General features: G+C 66.7%; 19 protein-coding genes. 15 read left to right on the forward strand and 4 right to left on the reverse strand.

What is annotated here, in order from left to right; all coding sequences use genetic code 11:
• Positions 1-3 precede the first annotated feature (3 nt).
• The 15 genes from fabD to BRO63_RS07095 all read left to right on the forward strand — a co-directional run bounded on the left by fabD (position 4) and on the right by BRO63_RS07095 (position 13,848).
• On the forward strand, positions 4-939 hold the full coding sequence (gene fabD, locus BRO63_RS07025; protein WP_088139045.1) for an ACP S-malonyltransferase: 936 nt from the start codon (positions 4-6) through the stop codon (positions 937-939).
• 4 nt (positions 940-943) lie between these two features.
• Positions 944-1,696, forward strand: a complete 753-nt coding sequence (gene fabG, locus BRO63_RS07030) for a 3-oxoacyl-ACP reductase FabG (RefSeq protein ID WP_088139046.1) — start codon at positions 944-946, stop codon at positions 1,694-1,696.
• Positions 1,697-1,909: 213 nt separating this feature from the next.
• Positions 1,910-2,149 carry an acyl carrier protein gene (acpP, locus tag BRO63_RS07035; RefSeq protein ID WP_003813816.1) on the forward strand — a complete coding sequence of 80 codons (240 nt, stop codon included), beginning with the start codon at positions 1,910-1,912 and terminating at the stop codon, positions 2,147-2,149.
• A gap of 192 nt (positions 2,150-2,341) precedes the next feature.
• Entirely contained in the window at positions 2,342-3,571 is a 1,230-nt protein-coding gene (fabF, locus tag BRO63_RS07040) for a beta-ketoacyl-ACP synthase II (RefSeq protein WP_013392228.1), read from the forward strand.
• Positions 3,572-3,677: 106 nt separating this feature from the next.
• Complete coding sequence (locus tag BRO63_RS07045; RefSeq protein WP_256943255.1) at positions 3,678-4,061, forward strand: hypothetical protein; 384 nt, start codon at positions 3,678-3,680, stop codon at positions 4,059-4,061.
• Positions 4,058-4,657, forward strand: coding sequence for an RNA polymerase sigma factor RpoE (gene rpoE / locus BRO63_RS07050; RefSeq protein WP_006223829.1), 600 nt, complete (start codon positions 4,058-4,060; stop codon positions 4,655-4,657). The genes BRO63_RS07045 and rpoE overlap by 4 nt, the downstream gene beginning before the upstream one ends.
• Before the next feature lie 12 nt (positions 4,658-4,669).
• Entirely contained in the window at positions 4,670-5,179 is a 510-nt protein-coding gene (locus BRO63_RS07055) for a sigma-E factor negative regulatory protein (RefSeq protein WP_088139047.1), read from the forward strand.
• The gene (locus tag BRO63_RS07060) at positions 5,179-6,258 is read left to right on the forward strand and encodes a MucB/RseB C-terminal domain-containing protein (protein ID WP_088139048.1); all 1,080 of its coding nucleotides are present in this window, start codon (positions 5,179-5,181) and stop codon (positions 6,256-6,258) included. The genes BRO63_RS07055 and BRO63_RS07060 overlap by 1 nt, the downstream gene beginning before the upstream one ends.
• A 40-nt stretch (positions 6,259-6,298) precedes the next feature.
• Positions 6,299-7,789 (forward strand): DegQ family serine endoprotease, encoded by a 1,491-nt coding sequence (locus BRO63_RS07065; RefSeq protein WP_088139049.1) that lies wholly within the window; start codon positions 6,299-6,301, stop codon positions 7,787-7,789.
• A gap of 199 nt (positions 7,790-7,988) precedes the next feature.
• Entirely contained in the window at positions 7,989-9,782 is a 1,794-nt protein-coding gene (gene lepA / locus BRO63_RS07070) for a translation elongation factor 4 (protein WP_088139050.1), read from the forward strand.
• Positions 9,783-9,805: 23 nt separating this feature from the next.
• Positions 9,806-10,690 (forward strand): signal peptidase I, encoded by an 885-nt coding sequence (gene lepB, locus BRO63_RS07075; RefSeq protein WP_088139051.1) that lies wholly within the window; start codon positions 9,806-9,808, stop codon positions 10,688-10,690.
• Positions 10,691-10,692: 2 nt separating this feature from the next.
• Positions 10,693-11,454, forward strand: a complete 762-nt coding sequence (gene rnc / locus BRO63_RS07080) for a ribonuclease III (RefSeq protein WP_042792396.1) — start codon at positions 10,693-10,695, stop codon at positions 11,452-11,454.
• Complete coding sequence (gene era, locus BRO63_RS07085) at positions 11,451-12,341, forward strand: GTPase Era (protein ID WP_088139052.1); 891 nt, start codon at positions 11,451-11,453, stop codon at positions 12,339-12,341. Before rnc ends, era begins: the two co-directional genes overlap by 4 nt.
• On the forward strand, positions 12,334-12,921 hold the full coding sequence (recO, locus tag BRO63_RS07090) for a DNA repair protein RecO (protein ID WP_054450631.1): 588 nt from the start codon (positions 12,334-12,336) through the stop codon (positions 12,919-12,921). Before era ends, recO begins: the two co-directional genes overlap by 8 nt.
• An 18-nt stretch (positions 12,922-12,939) precedes the next feature.
• Positions 12,940-13,848, forward strand: coding sequence for a LysR family transcriptional regulator (locus BRO63_RS07095; RefSeq protein ID WP_088139053.1), 909 nt, complete (start codon positions 12,940-12,942; stop codon positions 13,846-13,848).
• A gap of 24 nt (positions 13,849-13,872) precedes the next feature.
• Here the strand turns inward: BRO63_RS07095 and BRO63_RS07100 are convergent, their stop codons facing one another.
• The 4 genes from BRO63_RS07100 to BRO63_RS07115 form a co-directional block, all read right to left on the reverse strand.
• Complete coding sequence (locus BRO63_RS07100) at positions 13,873-14,970, reverse strand: pyridoxal-phosphate dependent enzyme (protein WP_088139054.1); 1,098 nt, start codon at positions 14,968-14,970, stop codon at positions 13,873-13,875.
• Positions 14,971-14,973: 3 nt separating this feature from the next.
• Positions 14,974-15,954, reverse strand: a complete 981-nt coding sequence (locus BRO63_RS07105; protein WP_088139055.1) for a succinylglutamate desuccinylase/aspartoacylase domain-containing protein — start codon at positions 15,952-15,954, stop codon at positions 14,974-14,976.
• A gap of 31 nt (positions 15,955-15,985) precedes the next feature.
• Positions 15,986-16,948: a Bug family tripartite tricarboxylate transporter substrate binding protein gene (locus BRO63_RS07110; protein ID WP_088139056.1), complete on the reverse strand. Its 963-nt coding sequence runs from the start codon at positions 16,946-16,948 to the stop codon at positions 15,986-15,988.
• Between the two features lie 90 nt (positions 16,949-17,038).
• Positions 17,039-18,328, reverse strand: coding sequence for an NTP/NDP exchange transporter (locus BRO63_RS07115; RefSeq protein ID WP_088139057.1), 1,290 nt, complete (start codon positions 18,326-18,328; stop codon positions 17,039-17,041).
• Position 18,329: the final 1 nt, after the last annotated feature.

The raw sequence follows: 18,329 nt of genomic DNA on the forward strand, positions 1-18,329 counted from the left end.
ATCATGAAAATCGCATTTGTCTTTCCTGGCCAAGGTTCCCAAGCTGTCGGCATGCTGGACGCCTGGTCCGGCGTCGCGGCCGTCACGGACACCGTGGCGCGGGCTACGCAAGCGCTGGGGCAGGACCTGGGTGCGTTGATCGCGCAAGGCCCTGCGGAACAGCTCAACCTGACCACCAATACCCAGCCCGCCATGCTGACTGCCGGGGTCGCGATGTACGCGGCCTGGTGCGCTGCGGGTGGCCGCAAGCCCGATGTCGTGGCCGGCCACAGCCTGGGCGAGTATGCCGCCTTGACGGCCGCGGGCTCGCTCGCGCTTGAAGACGCCGTGCGCCTGGTGCGCGTGCGCGCCGATGCCATGCAGGCCGCCGTGCCGGTCGGTACCGGCGCCATGGCCGCCATCCTGGGTCTGGACGACGACGCCGTGCGCGCCGCCTGCGAGGCTGCCGCCCAGGGCGAGGTCGTCGAGGCCGTGAACTTCAACGCGCCCGCGCAGGTCGTGATCGCGGGCCACAAGGCCGCGGTCGAGCGTGCCTGCGAACTGGCCAAGGCCGCGGGCGCCAAGCGCGCGCTGCTGCTGCCGGTGTCCGCGCCGTTCCACTCCAGTCTCCTCAAGCCTGCAGCCGACGTGCTGGCCGGCGCGCTGGCCAACGTGACGGTGTCCGCGCCGCAGGTGCAAGTGATCAACAACGTGGACGTGGCGTCGCCCGTCGAACCCGGGGCAATCCGGGATGCGCTGGTGCGTCAGGCATGGCATCCTGTGCGTTGGGTTGAAACCCTGCGCGCGATGAAGGCGCAGGGCGTCACGCACGTCATCGAATGCGGTCCCGGCAAGGTGCTGGCCGGCTTGACCAAGCGCATCGATCCCGAACTCACGGGCATGGCCATTACCGATCCTGCTTCGCTCGAGGCAGCGTTGGCCGCCGTCAACGGAAATTAAGAACATGGACAACACCTCCATCGAACTGCAGGGCAAGATCGCGCTGGTGACCGGCGCCACGCGCGGCATCGGCCGCGCCATCGCCCAGGAACTGGCCGCGCGCGGCGCCACGGTCGTCGGCACCGCCACCTCCGAATCGGGCGCGGCCGCCATCACCGAAGCGCTGGCGCCCTTGGGCGGTCGCGGCGTGGTGCTGGACGTGACCGACGCCGCTGCCTGCGATGCGCTGATCGACGCGCTGGGCAAGGAAGGCGGCGGTCCCCACATCCTCGTCAATAACGCCGGCATCACCCGTGATACGCTGGCAATGCGTATGAAGGACGATGATTGGTCGGCTGTCATCGACACCAACCTGGCCTCGGTCTTCCGCCTGTCGCGCGCCGTGTTGCGCAACATGATGAAGGCTCGCTGGGGACGTATCATCAACGTCACCTCCGTGGTCGGTTCCAGCGGCAACCCCGGCCAGGCCAACTACGCGGCCGCCAAGGCTGGCGTGGCTGGCATGTCGCGCGCCCTGGCGCGCGAGCTGGGCAGCCGCAACATCACCGTGAATTGCGTCGCGCCTGGCTTCATCGATACCGACATGACGCGCGCGCTGGGTGAAAATCAGACTGCAGCCTTGCTGCAGCAGATTCCGCTCGGCCGCCTGGGTTCGCCCGCCGACATCGCCCACGCCGTGGCGTTTTTGTCCGGGCCGCAGGCGGGTTACATTACCGGCACCACCCTGCACGTCAACGGCGGGATGTACATGCAATAAATCAGGAATCGCGCGTGGGCGGCCCAGGCCGCCGCGCCGCCGCCGGACAACCGGCGGGGCAACGCGAGATTCAACCGGAAACGCCGCACACCGGTTTCCTGCGCCATTCCCGGCGACAGATCAAGTGCGCGGTGTTATTTTTGTCACGGCCAGGCGTCGCAAAACTCCGCGCTTGGCTATAATTCGCGGGATTTTTCCCAATTGGAGATCTGCATGGAAAGCATCGAACAGCGCGTCAAGAAGATCGTCGCTGAACAACTTGGCGTCAACGAAGCCGAGATCAAGAACGAATCCTCCTTCCTTGACGACCTCGGTGCCGATTCGCTCGACATGGTCGAACTGGTCATGGCGCTCGAAGACGAATTCGAGACCGAGATCCCCGACGAAGAGGCCGAAAAGATCACGACCGTGCAACAAGCGATTGACTACATCAATTCGCACGGCAAGCAGTAAGCTGGGCTTTTACCCTTCTGGTTGCCTTGCGGCGTCCGTCGCAGCCAACCGGGAAATCGGGGCGGTTTCAGGAATTTGCCGTGCGGTCCGCATGCGGGAAGGGCGTTGTAATGCCCGACCCGCTTTCGCGTGGACCGCACGTGCAGCGCATCCCGAAAACCGCCTTTCTTTTGTCTGTTTGAGGAGTCATCCGTGAAGCGACGTGTCGTCATCACTGGCCTGGGTATCGTTTCTCCCGTCGGGAACGACTTGACCACCGCTTGGGACAATATCGTCAACGGACGTTCTGGCATCAGCCGCATCACCCGTTTCGATCCCTCGGCCATCACCACGCATATTGCCGGCGAAGTCAAAGACTTCGACATCAGCACCTATATTTCGGCCAAGGAAGCCCGCCAGATGGATACCTTCATCCATTACGGCCTGGCTGCCGGGATGCAGGCATGGCGCGATTGCGGCCTGGAAGTCACCGAAGCCAACGCGGAACGCATCGGCGTGATCGTGGGCTCGGGCATCGGCGGCCTGCCGCGCATCGAGGAAACGCAGGTCGAGTACCTGGCCAAGGGGCCGCGCCGCATTTCGCCGTTCTTCGTGCCGGGTTCGCTGATCAACCTGATCTCCGGCCACTTGTCCATCACGTATGGCATGAAGGGGCCGAGCTACGCGGTGGTGTCGGCTTGCACCACCGGCCTGCATTGCATCGGCGATGCCGCGCGCCTGATCGAGTACGGCGATGCCGACGTCATGGTGGCCGGTGGCGCCGAGTCGACCGTGTCGCCGCTGGGCATCGGCGGTTTCGCCGCGATGCGCGCCCTGTCGACCCGCAATGACGATCCTGAAACGGCTTCGCGTCCCTGGGACCGCGACCGCGACGGCTTCGTGCTGGGCGAGGGTGCGGGCGTACTGGTGCTGGAAGAATACGAACACGCCAAGAAGCGCGGCGCGCGCATCTACGGCGAGCTCGCAGGCTACGGCATGAGTTCGGATGCTCACCACATCACGGCTCCCGACAAGGACGGTCCGCGCCGCGGCGTTCTGAATGCGCTGCGCAACGGCGGCCTGAATGCCGAAGACATCCAGTACGTCAACGCCCACGGTACGTCGACGCCCCTGGGCGACAAGAACGAGACCGATGCGCTGAAACTGGCTTTCGGCGACCACGCCAAGAAGCTGGTGGTCAATTCGACCAAGTCCATGACCGGGCACCTGCTTGGCGCGGCCGGCGGCATCGAGGCGGTGTTCACGACCCTGGCGGTTTACAACCAGGTCTCGCCGCCCACGATCAACATCTTCAACCAAGATCCGGAATGCGATCTGGATTACTGCGCCAACGAGGCGCGACAGATGAAGATCGACGTCGGCCTGTCCAACTCGTTCGGCTTCGGCGGCACCAACGGCTCGATGGCCGTTCGCCGGGTCTGATTTGGAAGAGCCGCTCGGGGGGCGCTGGGCGTTTCGCGTGCCTGTCCGGCGGCCAGGAAGCGCTTGCGCGCTTGCTGGCCTGGCGCTGGCCTCGGCTGGGGCCAGCGTGCTGACGGCGGCGTCCTGGCACGGCTTGGCATGGGTGGCGGGCGCGGCGATCGCGCTCCTGCTTGTGCTGGCCGGGCTGTTACACTCGGCACGGAGCAGCCTGTCCCCCGTATCCGCCTTGCGCGCGGCAGCCGGGGCAGGGAGCTGGCAGGTCCGCCTGCCGCAAGGCTGGCAGGACGCGACGCTGTTGCAAGGACAGCGCGGGCCGCGCTGGCTGACGCTCACTTTGCAGCCCACCGGGAGTACGGCCTTCACCAACAGCAAAATCACCCTCACCGTCTGGCAGCGGACGTTGCGACCCGAGTCCTGGCGGCGCCTGTGCCTGCTGGCCGGCGCGGCGCGGCCAGCGCGTCCGGCGGCCAGCCTGCGGGAGGCGTCATGAGCGAGCGCGAAGTCGACGCTGAGCTTGTCGCGCGCGTCCAGCGGGGCGACAAGAAGGCTTTTGACCTGCTGGTGCTCAAGTACCAGCGCAAGATTCTCCGTCTGCTGGCCCGCATGATCCGCGACCCCTCGGAAATCGAGGACGTGGCCCAGGAGGCTTTCATCAAGGCCTACCGCGCCTTGCCCCAGTTCCGCGGGGAGAGCGCCTTTTACACCTGGCTGTACCGGATCGCCATCAACACGGCGCGCAACTGGCTGGCCTCGCAGGGCCGGCGGCCCAGCGCGCCCAATGCGATAGAAACGGAAGACGGTGAAACTTTTAACGAAACCGACAACCTAACCGATATAAGCACGCCGGAATCCATGGTCGCCAGCCGCGAAATCGCCGAGACGGTGAACGCGGCGATTGAGGAATTGCCGGAAGAATTGCGTACCGCAATTGTCCTGCGTGAAATCGAAGGTATGAGTTACGAAGACATCGCCCAGAGCATGGATTGCCCGATAGGTACGGTGCGCTCCCGCATTTTTCGTGCGCGTGAAGCCATCGCCACCAAGTTGCGTCCGTTGCTAGGCACCGATGCCGAGCGTCGCTGGTAAGGAGTGGCAGTCATGCAAACAGCAGCCAAATCCGTTGTGATCGCCGAGTCCTCCTGGGAGGAGTCGGTTTCCGCCTGGATGGACGGAGAAGAATCCGACGATATATTTCCCGGCTTGTTGTCCCGCGAGGGGCGCGAGACCTGGGACACCTATCATCTGATCGGTGATTCCCTGCGCAACGCCGATCTGGCGCTGACCCCCAGCGCGGCCTTCCAGGCCCGCCTGGCACGGGCGCTGGACGCGGAATTGCCCATTGTTGCGGCGCCTCGGCGCCGCTCGCCATTGCGGGTCGGCCTGTCCGGCCTGGCGGTGGCCGCTGCCGTGGCGACCGTCGCCTGGGTGGCGCAGCCTTACCTGACCGGCGAACCCGCCACCGAGGTGCGCGTGCTGGCCGATGCCAGCACCACGCCGGCCGCGGCCGCCGACGATTCGGGCCTGCGCGACTACCTGGAGGCGCATCGCCAGATGGCCGGCCCCAGCGCCGTCCGCCAGGTGTCCTTCGATACCGGAGTGGGGCGCTGATGGCGTTGGTGCTCCCATCGCGCTGGCCGGTGCTGGGCCGGGCCGCCACGCTGCAGGCCCACCGCGCCGGCTGGTTTGCCGTAACGCTTCTGACCGCTTTCCTGGCCGCGCACGAACCCGCGCGCGCCGCCGATGCCGCTCCCGCTGCCACCGATGACGTGGTCCAGCTGCTGACCCGCATCCAACAAGCCGCCCGCAAGCAGGACTATGCGGGCGTCTTCATGTATCAGCAGGGCGAAACCATCCAGTCCTCGCGCCTGGTGCACGTGGTGGACGGCACTGGCGAACGCGAACGCCTGGAAATTCTCGACGGCCAACCCCGCGAGTACCTGCGCCACAACGAAGACGTGCAGTGCCTCCTCCCCGAGCGCAAGACCGTGCTGCTGGAGCGCCGCCGCGGCGACCGCTTCCCCGGCCTGCTGCTGGGAGACGCCGCGAACCTGTCCGAACACTACAAAATCCGCGCCGAGGCCGCCCTGCACCGCGTGGCCGGGCGGGAATGCCGCCTGATCACGATCGAACCGCTGGACAAGCTGCGCTACGGCTACCGGCTGTGCGCGGACGTCGAAACCAATCTGCTGCTCAAGGCCCAGACGCTGAATGCCGCGCGCGGCGTGGTCGAGCAGGTGTCGTTCACCTCGCTGCGGCTGGGCGCCGAAGTCGATCCCCAATTGCTGACCTCGCGCTGGAGCACGCGCGACTGGAAGGTGCTGGAACCCTCGATGAAGCCGGTGGACCTGGCCGCCCAGGGCTGGCGCATCCCGGCGCCCAAGGGGTTCAAGCCTGTCATGCAGGTGGCCCGGTCCATGGGGAAGGGCATCACGGTCAACCAGATGGTATTGTCCGATGGACTGGCGGCCATTTCCGTGTTCATTGAACCCTATGACAGCCAGCGCGGCCACCGTCCTCCCCATGGCGCCGCGCAGCGCGGGGCGATCACGGTCTATGGCACGCGCATCGCTGATTTCTGGCTGACCGCCGTGGGCGAAGTGCCCGTCGCGACGCTGGAACAGCTGGCGCAGGCCACTGAATATGTGCCCGCCGCGCCTGCGGCAGCAGCGCCGGCCGAATCCAAGTGATCGGCCGGGCGCGGCAAGCAGCAATTTCGGAGTAACACTTATGAAAGCAATGACAGTGTCGAATGCATTTTTCCGGCGCTTTCTGGTGGCGGCCGCGGCCAGCGTCATGATGTCCGCCGCCTACGCGCCGGCGGCGCAGGCGCAGGCGCAGGCCCAGGTGCAGGGGCTGCCTGATTTCACCAGCATTGTCGAAAAAGCCGACCCTGCGGTCGTCAATATCCGCACCACGGCCACCGTGCCGGTGCGCGGCATGGGCCCTGGCGGCGGCAACGATCCCTACGAACTGTTCCGTTGGTTCTTCGGCCCCGAATTCCAGCCGCCCGGCGGCGGACAGCCCGGCCCGTCGCCGCGCCAGCGTCCCCAGCCTTCGCAGCCCGAAGAGCGCACCGTGCCGCGTGGCGTGGGTTCGGGCTTCTTCATCTCGGACGACGGCTACATCCTTACCAACAACCACGTGGTGGTGGACGCGACGGATATCTACGTCACGCTGACCGACGGCCGCGAGTTCAAGGCCAAGGTCATCGGCACGGACGAGCGCACCGACGTGGCGCTGATCAAGATCGAAGCCAAGGACATGACCCCGCTGGTCATCGGCGACCCCAAGAAGCTGAAGAAAGGGCAGTGGGTGCTGGCCATCGGTTCGCCGTTCGGCCTGGATTCCACCGTGACCTCCGGCATCGTCAGCGCCATCGGCCGCGATACCGGCGAATACCTGCCCTTCATCCAGACCGACGTGGCGGTCAACCCGGGTAACTCGGGCGGCCCGCTGATCAACCTGCAAGGCGAGGTGGTGGGTATCAACTCCCAGATCATTTCGCGCAGCGGCGGCTTCATGGGCATTTCGCTGGCGATCCCGATCGACGAAGCCATGCGCGTCGTGGACCAGCTGCGCGCCACCGGCAAGGTCACGCGCGGCCGCGTCGGCGTGCAGATCGGCGAAGTGGGCAAGGACGTGGCCGAAGCCATCGGCCTGCCCAAGGCCGAGGGCGCGCTGGTCAGCAGCGTGGAAGCCGAAGGTCCCGCCGAGCAGGCGGGCGTGCAGCCGGGCGACGTGATCCTCAAGTTCAACGGCGAGCCCATCAAGCGCTGGTCCGATCTGCCGCGCATCGTGGGCGAAACCAAGCCCGGCACGCGCGCCGACATGGAAGTGTGGCGCAAGGGCAAGAACCTGACGCTGTCGGTCAAGGTGGGCGAGATCCCGACCGAGAAGTCCGCCGCCGCCAACAAGAAGGGCGCGGCACCGGTGCCGGAAGTCACCAATGCGCTGGGCCTGGGCGTGATCGACGTGCCGGCCGACGTGCAGAAGAAGCTGCGCATCAAGGGCGGCGTCCAGGTCAAGGTGGCCGAAGGCGCGGCCGGCAAGGCCGGCCTGCAGGAAGGCGACATCGTGTTGGCCCTGAACGACACCGACGTCACGGGCGCCAAGCAGTTCGGCGAACTCGTGGCCAAGCTGGACAAGGGCCGCGCGGCCGGGCTGCTGGTGCGCCGCGGCGACCAGACGCAGTGGGTGGCGGTGCCGGCATCCAAGTAATGCCGGGCCGGTCCCACGCGGTCGCAGAAAAAAGGCGCAAGACCGGCTAAAATGGCTGGTTGCCGCAAGAGGGGGCGCATGGCGCCCCCTTGTTTTGCCCGGGCCTGGCCCGTTGGCGCCCCCCTCGTCAGCCGTGCGTACTCCGGCGGCGGTGTCTTCCGGCCCAGTGCCGAGTGTTCCGTCCCTTATAATTTCAAGCATGCAGCATATTCGCAACTTCTCCATCATTGCCCACATCGATCACGGCAAATCGACCCTGGCCGATCGCCTGATCCAGCGCTGCGGCGGATTGGCGGATCGCGAGATGTCGGCGCAGGTTCTCGATTCCATGGAAATCGAGCGCGAACGCGGCATCACCATCAAGGCCCAGACCGCGGCACTGCATTACAAGGCGCAGGACGGCAAGGTCTACAACCTGAACCTGATCGATACTCCGGGGCACGTGGACTTCTCGTATGAGGTCAGCCGTTCCCTGTCGGCCTGCGAAGGCGCGCTGCTGGTGGTGGACGCCTCGCAAGGGGTGGAAGCGCAGACCGTGGCCAACTGCTACACCGCCATCGAGCTGGGCGTGGAAGTCCTGCCCGTGCTGAACAAGATGGACCTGCCGCAGGCCGATCCCGACGGCGCCCGCCAGGAAGTCGAGGACGTGATCGGCATCGATGCCTCGCAGGCAGTGCTGGCCAGCGCCAAGACCGGCATGGGCATCGACGAGATCCTGGAAATGGTCGTGGCCCGCGTGCCGCCGCCCAAGGGCGATCCGGACGCGCCGCTGCAGGCGCTCATCATCGACTCGTGGTTCGACAACTACGTGGGCGTGGTGATGCTGGTGCGCATCGTCAACGGCATGCTCAAGCCCAAGGACAAGATCCTGCTGATGGCGTCCGGCGCCACCCACCTGTGCGAGCAGACCGGCGTGTTCACGCCGAAGTCGCAGCAGCGTCCGCACCTGTCGGCGGGCGAGGTGGGCTTCATCATCGCCGGCATCAAGCAGCTGGAAGACGCCAAGGTGGGCGATACCGTCACCCTGGCCAACAAGCCCGCGGCCGAGCCGCTGCCCGGCTTCAAGGAAGTGAAGCCGCAGGTGTTCGCGGGCCTGTACCCCGTGGAAAGCTCCGAATACGACCAGTTGCGCGACTCGCTGGACAAGCTCAAGCTGAACGACGCCGCGCTGATGTTCGAGCCGGAAGTGTCGCAGGCGCTGGGCTTCGGCTTCCGTTGCGGCTTCCTGGGTCTCTTGCACATGGAAATCGTGCAGGAGCGCCTGGAACGCGAATTCGACATGGACATCATCACCACCGCGCCGTCGGTGGTGTACGAGGTCGAACAGCGCGACGGTTCCGTGATCACCGTGGAAAGCCCGTCGCGCATGCCTGAAGTGGGCAAGATCGCCGACATCCGCGAGCCCATCGTGAAGGTCACGCTGTTCATGCCGCAGGACTATGTGGGTCCTGTCATGACGCTGTGCAATAACAAGCGCGGCTCGCAGGTCAACATGAGCTACCACGGCCGCCAGGTGCATCTGGTGTACGAGATCCCGCTGGCCGAGATCGTGCTGGACTTCTTCGACAAGCTGAAGTCGGTGTCGCGCGGCTACGCCTCGATGGACTACGAGTTCCTGGAGTACCGCTCGGCCGACGTGGTGCGCGTGGACCTGCTGATCAACAACGACCGCGTCGATGCGCTGGCCGTGATCGTCCACCGCAGCAATGCGCGCCACCGCGCCCGCGACGTGGTCACCCGCATGCGCGGCCTGATTCCGCGCCAGATGTTCGACGTCGTGATCCAGGCCGCCATCGGCGCCGAAATCATCGCGCGCGAGAACGTCAAGGCGCTGCGCAAGAACGTGCTGGCCAAGTGCTATGGCGGCGACATTTCGCGCAAGAAGAAGCTGCTGGAAAAGCAGAAGGCCGGCAAGAAGCGCATGAAGCAGGTGGGTAGCGTGGAAATTCCGCAGGAGGCGTTCCTGGCCATCCTGCAAGTGGAAGATAAATAGAACCCAAAGAAGGCGGTTAGCTGATGAGTTGGAACTTTGCCCTGATTCTTTTTGTTTTGCTGGTGTTGACCGGCATTATCTGGGTGCTTGATCTGGCAGTGCTGCGCAAGGGCCGCGAACGCCGGGCCCAGGCGGCAATGGCGCAATACGATACGGCCTTGGTGGGCGATGCCCAGGAAGCCGAGCGCCTGCGCCGCGAAGCCGGCGACGCCGCGCGCCGCATGCCGTGGTGGATCGAATACGCCGTCAGCTTCTTTCCCGTCATCCTGTTCGTGTTCATGCTGCGCTCGTTCGTGGTCGAGCCCTTCCGTATTCCGTCGGGCTCCATGCTGCCGACCTTGCAGTCGGGCGACCTGATCCTGGTGAACAAGTTCAGCTACGGCCTGCGCCTGCCGGTCATTGACAAGAAGATCATCGAAGTGGGCAAGCCCCAGCGCGGCGACGTGTTCGTGTTCCGCTACCCGGTGGATCCGGACGTCGACTACATCAAGCGCGTGGTCGGCCTGCCGGGCGACGAGGTCGCCTACCTGGACAAAAAGCTCTACATCAACGGCGAATTGGTGCCGCATGTGCGCGACGGCGACTATTTCGAACCGGACCGTGTCTCTTATATTGCGCAATATAAAGAGAAGTTAGGCGAAGTTGAGCACAAAATCCTGCTGGATGAAGGAAAGCCGCAGGAGTATGGCCCGATGTGGCAATTTCCCAACCGCCAGAACTGCCAATACAGCCGTAATGGGGTACGCTGCAAAGTACCCGAGGGGCAGTTCTTCGCCATGGGCGATAATCGGGATAACAGCGCCGACAGCCGATACTGGGGCTTCGTTCCGGAATCCAATATCGTCGGCCGCGCGTTCTTCATCTGGATGAATTTCAGCGATCTCAGCCGCATTGGCCGGTTCAACTGATTATGTCGCTAGCCACGCTAGAAAACCGCCTGGATCACCACTTCAGTGATCCGGCATTGCTCGAACAGGCACTGACGCATCGCAGCCACGGTGCGCGCCACAACGAGCGCCTGGAATTCCTCGGGGATTCCGTGCTGAACTTCGTCGTCGCCGCGATGCTGTTCGAGCGTTATTCCAAGATCGACGAAGGCGATCTGTCGCGCCTGCGGGCCAACCTGGTCAAGCAGGCCTCGTTGGCGGACATCGCCCAGCGGCTGGAGTTGTCGCAGTATCTGCGCCTGGGCGAAGGCGAATTGAAGAGCGGCGGTTTTCGCCGGCCCTCCATCCTGGCGGACACGGTCGAAGCCCTGTTCGGCGCCGTCTTCCTGGACGCGGGTTTCGATGCCGCCCGCCGCGTGATCGTGCGGCAGTACCAGCCGGTGCTGGCCTCGGTCGATCCCAAGACCCTGGGCAAGGACGCCAAGACCTTGCTGCAGGAATTCCTGCAGGGCCGCAAGTTGGCGCTGCCGGTGTATACGGTGGTGGCCACGCATGGCGCGGCCCACAGCCAGCAGTTCGAAGTCGAGTGCGCCATTCCGGCGCTCGAGATCAAGGTGATGGCGCCCGGCGCCAGCCGCCGCGCCGCCGAGCAATCGGCGGCCAAGCTGGCGCTGGAGGCCGCATTGGCCGTCAGCCCGGCGACCAAGGCTGCCCGCAAGTCGGGCAAGGCGCGCAAAACCGCGCAATTGTCGCTGCCGGTGGCAGTGGCTCAAGAGACTAAATGAGCGATACCCCTTTTCGTACCGGCTTCGTCGCCATCGTGGGCCGCCCCAACGTGGGCAAGTCCACCCTGACGAACGCCCTGATCGGTTCCAAGATTTCCATCGTGTCGCGCAAGGCGCAGACCACGCGCCACCGCATCCACGGCGTGTTGACGCGCGAGCACGAGCAGTTCGTGTTTGTCGACACCCCCGGTTTCCAGACCCGCCATGGCGGGGCCATGAACCGCATGATGAACCGCGTGGTCACGCAGGCCCTGGCCGACGTGGACGTGGTGGTGCATGTGGTGGAAGCCGGCAAGTGGTCCGAGGGCGACGCCAAGCTGCTGCCGCTCCTGCCCGCGCCCGAACGCACCATCCTGGTCGTGTCCAAGATCGACGCGCTGAAGAACCGCGACGACCTGTTCGCCTTCGTGTCCAAGATCATGGCGCTGCATCCCTATGGCGCGGTGGTGCCGGTCAGCGCCACCAAGAAGCAGCAGCTGGACCAGTTGCTGGATGAGATCGCGTCGCGCCTGCCGGAAGGCGAGGCGATGTTCGAGGAAGACACGCTGACCGACCGCCCCATGCGCTTCATCGCCGCCGAACTGGTGCGCGAGAAGATCTTCCGCCTGGTCGGCGACGAACTGCCCTACGGCTGTACCGTCGTCATCGAACAATGGGAAGAGACCAGCAAGGGCGCCAGCATCAATGCCTGCGTGGTGGTCGAGCGCGACAGCCACAAGCCCATCCTGTTGGGCACGGGCGGCATGCATATGAAGCGCATCGCCACGGAGGCGCGGCAGGACATCGCCAAGCTGCTGGACAAGCCGGTGCACCTGGAGGTCTACATCAAGGTGCGCAAGGGCTGGTCCGACCGCGAGGGTGCGCTCCGCGATCTGGGCTATGAGTAGAAGGGCGCCTCGCGTCCAGGATCGCCCCGGATACATGTTGCACGCCACTGCGTGGCGTGAGACTTCCCTTATTGTTCAGACTTTCTCCCGCGATCACGGCTGTGTGGCCATGGTCGCCAAGGGCGCCAAGCGCCCGTACTCCGTGCTGCGTCCGGTACTGTCCGCGTTCCAGCCGCTGCTGCTGTCGTGGACCGGCAATGGCGAGGTCAAGACCCTGACCCGCGCCGAGATCGCCGGCATCCGGCCGCTGACCGGCACCGCGCTGATGTCGGCCTGGTACATGAACGAGCTGCTGCTGCGGCTGTTGCCGCGCGAAGACGCCCATCCGCTATTGTTCGACGCCTACGATTTCGCCTTGCAGCAGTTGTCAGGCGGCACCCGCGCGGCGGGCGCGTTGCGCCGTTTCGAATGGACGCTGCTGCGCGAAACGGGCTATGGCGTGGACGAGGATCCTCCCGATTTCGACGACCCGGCGATCGAGCCGGCCTTGCGCCGCGACCTGCGCGAACGGCTGGCCGAAATCCTGGCGGGCCGTCCCTTGTCGACCCGGCGCGTGTTGCTGGACCTGCAGCGCATCTGAGCGCAGCGCGACCGGGCCATGACCTTCACGCTCAAGCAGGTCGAGACCTTCCGCACCGTCTACGAAACGGAAAGCGTGACCGCCGCCGCCAGGCGGCTGGACGTGTCGCCCGCCACCGTCAGCGCGACCCTGGCGGCGCTGGAAGCCAGCATCGAGCTGCGCCTGTTCGAGCGCGTGCGCCAGCGCATGCAGCGCACGCCAGAGGCGACCCTGCTGTATGAAGAAATCCGCCGCCTTAACGTCGGCCTGGAAAGCCTGGGCCGCAAGATCCGCGCGATCCGCGGCGCGGCGCAGCCGCGCCTGCGCATCGGCTGCATCCATGCCTACAGCGGCGCCATCATCAGCGACACCATCGCGCGTTTTCGCGAGCGCTATCCTGACACCGGCCTATATCTGCAGATCCGGGATTCCAACACCTTGCGCGACATGGTGGTGTCCGGCGAACTGGACCTGGCCGCGGTCGCCGACGAGTCCGAACTGGAAGGCTTGCGCGGCCACCGGCTGGCTAGCCTGCGCGCCGTGGCGGTCTTTCCCAAGGGACATCCGCTGGCGCGGCTGGAACAGGTGGAGTTCTCGCATCTGGCCGACGCCGACGTAATCGCGCTGAACGCCGAGGACGGCTCGCGCAAGCGCCTGGATGCGCTGCTGGCGCAAGCGGGGCAGAGCCTGAAGGTGGCTATCGAGACACCCTATTCCAGCACCGTGTGCCAACTGGCGCTGGCGGGGCATGGCGTGGGCATCGCCAACCCGGCCACCGCGGTCGGCATGGCGGCGGCGGGCCTGTGCTATCGCCCGCTGGCCGCGCCGGTGCACTTCGAATGCCACATGATCCTGCACGGCAGCCGCCCCTTGTCCGAGGCGGGCAAGTTCTGGGCGACCTGCCTGCGCGGCGCGTTGGCGCCGCTGGTGGAGAGCTTCGGCGTCTAGCGTGCCGAAGCCGGTCCCGGGGCGCTAGCCGCGGCGCCCGTCCGAGGTCACGATCAGCACGACAGAAGATTCCGCATCCAGTAGACCCGAGCGGCGCAGCCGGGACACGGCAGCCAGCGCCGCGGCCGACGATAGCTCGGTCGCCAGGCCCATGCGTTCCAGCCGCTGCTGCGCTTGCGCGGCCGCCGCGTCCGAGATCTCCACGGGCGTGCCGCCCGAGCGCGACAAGGCTTCCAGCGACTGCAGCGTGCTGGTGCTGCCCGCGATCGAATACTGGTCCGTCACGCCGTCCCATTGCTTGCGCACGTCGCCTGTCGCGCGGGCGCGCGACAGGCGGGCGTACGGTTCCACGGCGTGCAGGCGGGGCAGGCGCGCGATGCGGCCGGTTTGCAGCAGATGCTGCCAGCCCAGAAAGATGCCCCACAGCAGATCGCCGCGCGCGGTGGGCACCACGATGTCGCTGGGCGTGCCGCAGGCTTCCAGGATTTCCAGCGCGATGGGCTTGTAGCCCTCCACGCCGTACGGGTGGGTGCCCACGGGCGGATTCAGATAGTTGGTGCCGGCGAAGGCGCCGTGGTTGCGGCACAGGTTTTCGACGTGCGGCCAGCGGCTCAGGCTGTCCTCGAACGCAGTCAGCCGGGCGCCGAAGCGCTGCATGGCCTCGCGCTGCAAGGGCGGGCAGTTGCTGGTGATGGCGATGTCGGCTTCCAGCCGCGCGGCGGCGCAATAGGCGGCCAGCGAGACGCCGGCATTGCCGCTGGAGGCGGCCGCCACGCGGGTGGCGCCGGCCAGGCGCGCACGCGACACCAGTTGGGCCGCCATGCGGTCCTTGTGGCTGCCGGTGGGATTGGCGCTTTCGCATTTCAGCCAGAGCTGGCCCACGCCCTCGGTCTGCGCCAGGGCGGGCGCGGCGAGGCAGGGGGTGGCGCCTTCGCCCAGCGTGACGGCGTCCAGCACCGGCAGGGGCATGGCGCTGTCGGTCGAGGGCTCGTACAGGCATTCCAGGCTGGCGGGGTGGCCGGCTTCCAGGCAACTGGGGCAGCCTTCGGGGTAATCGGCCGGCGGCCACAGGCTGGCGCAACGGATGCAGCGCAGGCCGGACAAGCTAGGGTTCATCTGCATGTGTCAGTACTTCGAGGCAAGGGAATCGAGGGGAAGGGCGGGCGCGACCTGGATCAGGCAATCGCCGTCGTCGCTGCGGGCGATGGCGCGCAGGCAGACGACGGTGCCGGCCTGCGGGCTGGTCAGGGCGCGCGGCGCGGTGTCGGGTCGGGCGGGTTCCATCAGTTGGCCGATGCGCTGGCGCGCATTGATCACTTGTCCCAGTTCGACCGCGGGCACGAACACGCCGGCTTCGCTGGCGCGCACGGTGGCGGCGGGGGCGTCCAGGTCGTAGAGGCGGACTTCGGGGCGGCGCGCGGACGGCCGGTCGGGCAAAAGGCCGAGTTCGCCCAGGCAGCCCAGCAGGCCGTCGCGGCAGCGGTCGACCAGCGCCTGGCTGGTTTCGCGGCCCCCGCCGATTTCGGCGCTCAGGCGCAGCACGCCGTGGCGGCTGGCGGCCGCCGGCATGGAGCCGGATTCCGTGCCGCGGAAGAACACGCAATCGGGCAGTCCGAAGGCGCGTGCCAGGGCAGGCAGGCGTTCGTCATAGGCATCATTGCCGTAGCGCGTGATGACCGACGAGGGCAGATAGCGCAGCGACGCGCCGCCGCTGTGCACGTCCACCAGCGCCTGTATGCGCGGCAGCAGGCGGGCTTCCAGCGCGGCCGCCACGCTTTCCGTGTAGCCGCGCGCGGGGGAGCCCAGGAAGGCGCGGTTGAGGTTGCCGCCGTCCGACGGCGACAGGCGGGTGCCCGCCAGCGAGGCCTCGGCGTTGGCCGCGGGCAGCAGGTAGACCGTGCCGCGCCGCAGGATGCCGGGCAGCAGGCGCCACAATTCCAGGATGGCGGCCTGGCCTTCCCATTCGTCGCCATGCACGCCCGCCATCAAGGCGACGGCGGGGCCAGGCCCCGCCTCGATCCTCAGCATCGGTATGGTGACGCGCCGGTAGGCCGACTGGTTGGTCGCCGCGGCGCAGGAAAAGTCCTCGCGGCTTACCGTGGCCATGCGGCGGCTCCTGCGGATGTCGAGGTCCGGCTCAATCCAGCGTGGTGCCGGCGGCCTTGATGATGCCTTCCCATTTGGGCAGCTCCTTGCGTATCTGGTTCTGTACGTCCTGCGGCGTGCCGCCCAGCGGCTCCTGGGAGCGGCTGCGCAGTTCCTTGCTGACGCTGTCCGAGCGCAGCGCCGCGTTTAGCGCCGCGTTCAGCCGTGCGATGACCTCGGGCGGGGTCCCGGCGGGCGCGACCAGCGCGCTCCAGGCCGATTGCTCGTAGTCGGGATAGCCTTGTTCCGCCACCGTCGGCACGTCCGGATTGGAGGCGGCGCGGGTCTTGGTGGTGACCGCCAGTGCGCGCAGGCGGCCGTCCTTCAGGTTGCCGATCAGCGGCGGCAGGTTCTCCATCATGGAATCGACATGTCCGCCCAGCAGGTCGGACAGCTGCGCGGCCGTTGCCTTGTAGGGGATCTGGCGCACGGCGGCGCCGGTCTGGGCGATGAAGAGCTTGACCCCGACCTCGCTGGTGGTGCCCGGGTCGGCCGAGGTCATCGTCAGGCGTTCCGGCTGGGCGCGGCTGGCTTCGATGAACCCCTTCAGGTCGCGATAGGGCGAGGCCGCGTTCACCACGATGACGTTGGGCGTTTCGGCCACCAGGCCGATGGCGGCGATGTCGCGGTCCAGGTCGTAGAGCTGCTGCTTGAACAGGAAACGGTGCAGCACCAGCGTGCCGACATGGGCGTAGCCGATGGTGTAGCCGTCGGCCGCCGCGCGCGCCACCGCCTGGGTGCCGATGCGCCCGCCCGCGCCGACGCGGTTTTCCACCACCACGGGCTGGCCCAGTTGGCGGCTCATTTCCTGGCCCACCAGGCGCGCGGTGATGTCGGCGTTGCCGCCGGCCGCGGCCGGTACGATCAGGGTGATGGCGCGTTCCGGATAGGCGGCCAGCGCGGCGGGCGCGGCCAGGCTGAGCAACAGGGCGGCAAGACAGGCGGTGCGTTTCATGACGTTTCCCCAGGCATTGAGAGCTGCGCCATTGTGCGGTCGCAGCCCAGGGAATATGTTTGTTTCAATGAGATGGATGTTCAACAAAACCTAAGAATCATCGGCGTTGCGCCGGTCCGCCGTCCGGCCCAGGCGGTTGCCCACCGCGGCGGCGGCCAGTGCGCACACGGCGCCCAACGCGGCGATCAGGACTGCGCCATGGCCCAGCATGTCCACGCCCGCCTTGACCCAGCCGCTGGCCGCATCGCCCGCGCGGTAGACCACGGTGTCGATGACGTTCTTGGTCTTGTACTTGTCCTCGGGCGAGACCGCCGTGAACAGCATTTCGCGTCCCGGCCGGATCAGGGCGTATTCGCCGACCCGGCGCACGATCATGGCCGCGGCCAGCACGCTGAACACGGGAAAGGCCGCCAGCGCCAGGAAGGCGGCCATCATTGTCAGCGGCACGGCGGTCAACAGGAAGCGCAGTCCCAGGCGGGTGGCCACGCGGCCGGTGATGAAGATCTGCGACAGCAGCGACAGCGCCTGCACCGTGAAGTCCAGCGCGCTGAAGACCCGGATGCGCTGGGCCGTGTCGGTAAAGGCATGCGCCACCAGGCGCGCCTGCTCCATGTAGAGAAAGGTATTGAGCGTGGCCAGCAGGATCACCAGCAGTGAAATCCCCAACAGATAGGGGGACTGGAAGATGCGGGAGAGTCCGGCCAGGATCGAACCTTCCAGCGGCCTGCGCATGTCGTCCGACGCCGCATCTGCGCGGTGGGCCGCGCGCCAGCGCAACAGCCAGCGCTTGAGGGGCAGCGTGGCGGTCAACAGCAGCGCCGACAGCAGCAGCAGGCCGGCCGGGCCCAGGGCGCCAGCCAAAAAGCCGCCCAACAGCGGGCCTGCCAGCCCGCCGGCGCTGGCGCCCGCGGCAATCAGCGCGAACAGGCGCTTGGCGGACTCCATGCGGAACACGTCGGCCATCAGGCTCCAGGCGATGGAGACAACGAACAGGTTGAAGACCGACAGCCAGACGTAGAAGCTGCGCGCCGCCCAGACGCTGCCGGGCCACAGATGGAGCAGGGCGGCGAAGCCGGCCATGCTGAGGGCGAAGACGGCATAGACCCAGGTCACCAGCATGGCGCGGGGCACGCGCGCCGACAGCCAGCCGAACAGCGGCACCACGGCCAGCATGGCGACGAAGGTCGCGGTGAAGAGCCATTGCAGCTGGTCGACGCCCGCCTGGATGCCCATGGTCTCGCGTATCGGCCGCAGCATGAAATAGCCGCAGAACAGGAAGAAGAAAAACGCGAAGCCGCAGGCTGCCGGCGCCAGTTCCTCCTGCGGGATGCCCAGCGCCTGCGCGGCGCGGCCCGCCAAGCTGCCGGGGGCGGACGCCATG

The organism is Achromobacter xylosoxidans (assembly GCF_002192695.1).
Taxonomy (GTDB): Bacteria; Pseudomonadota; Gammaproteobacteria; order Burkholderiales; family Burkholderiaceae_B; genus Achromobacter; species Achromobacter xylosoxidans_C.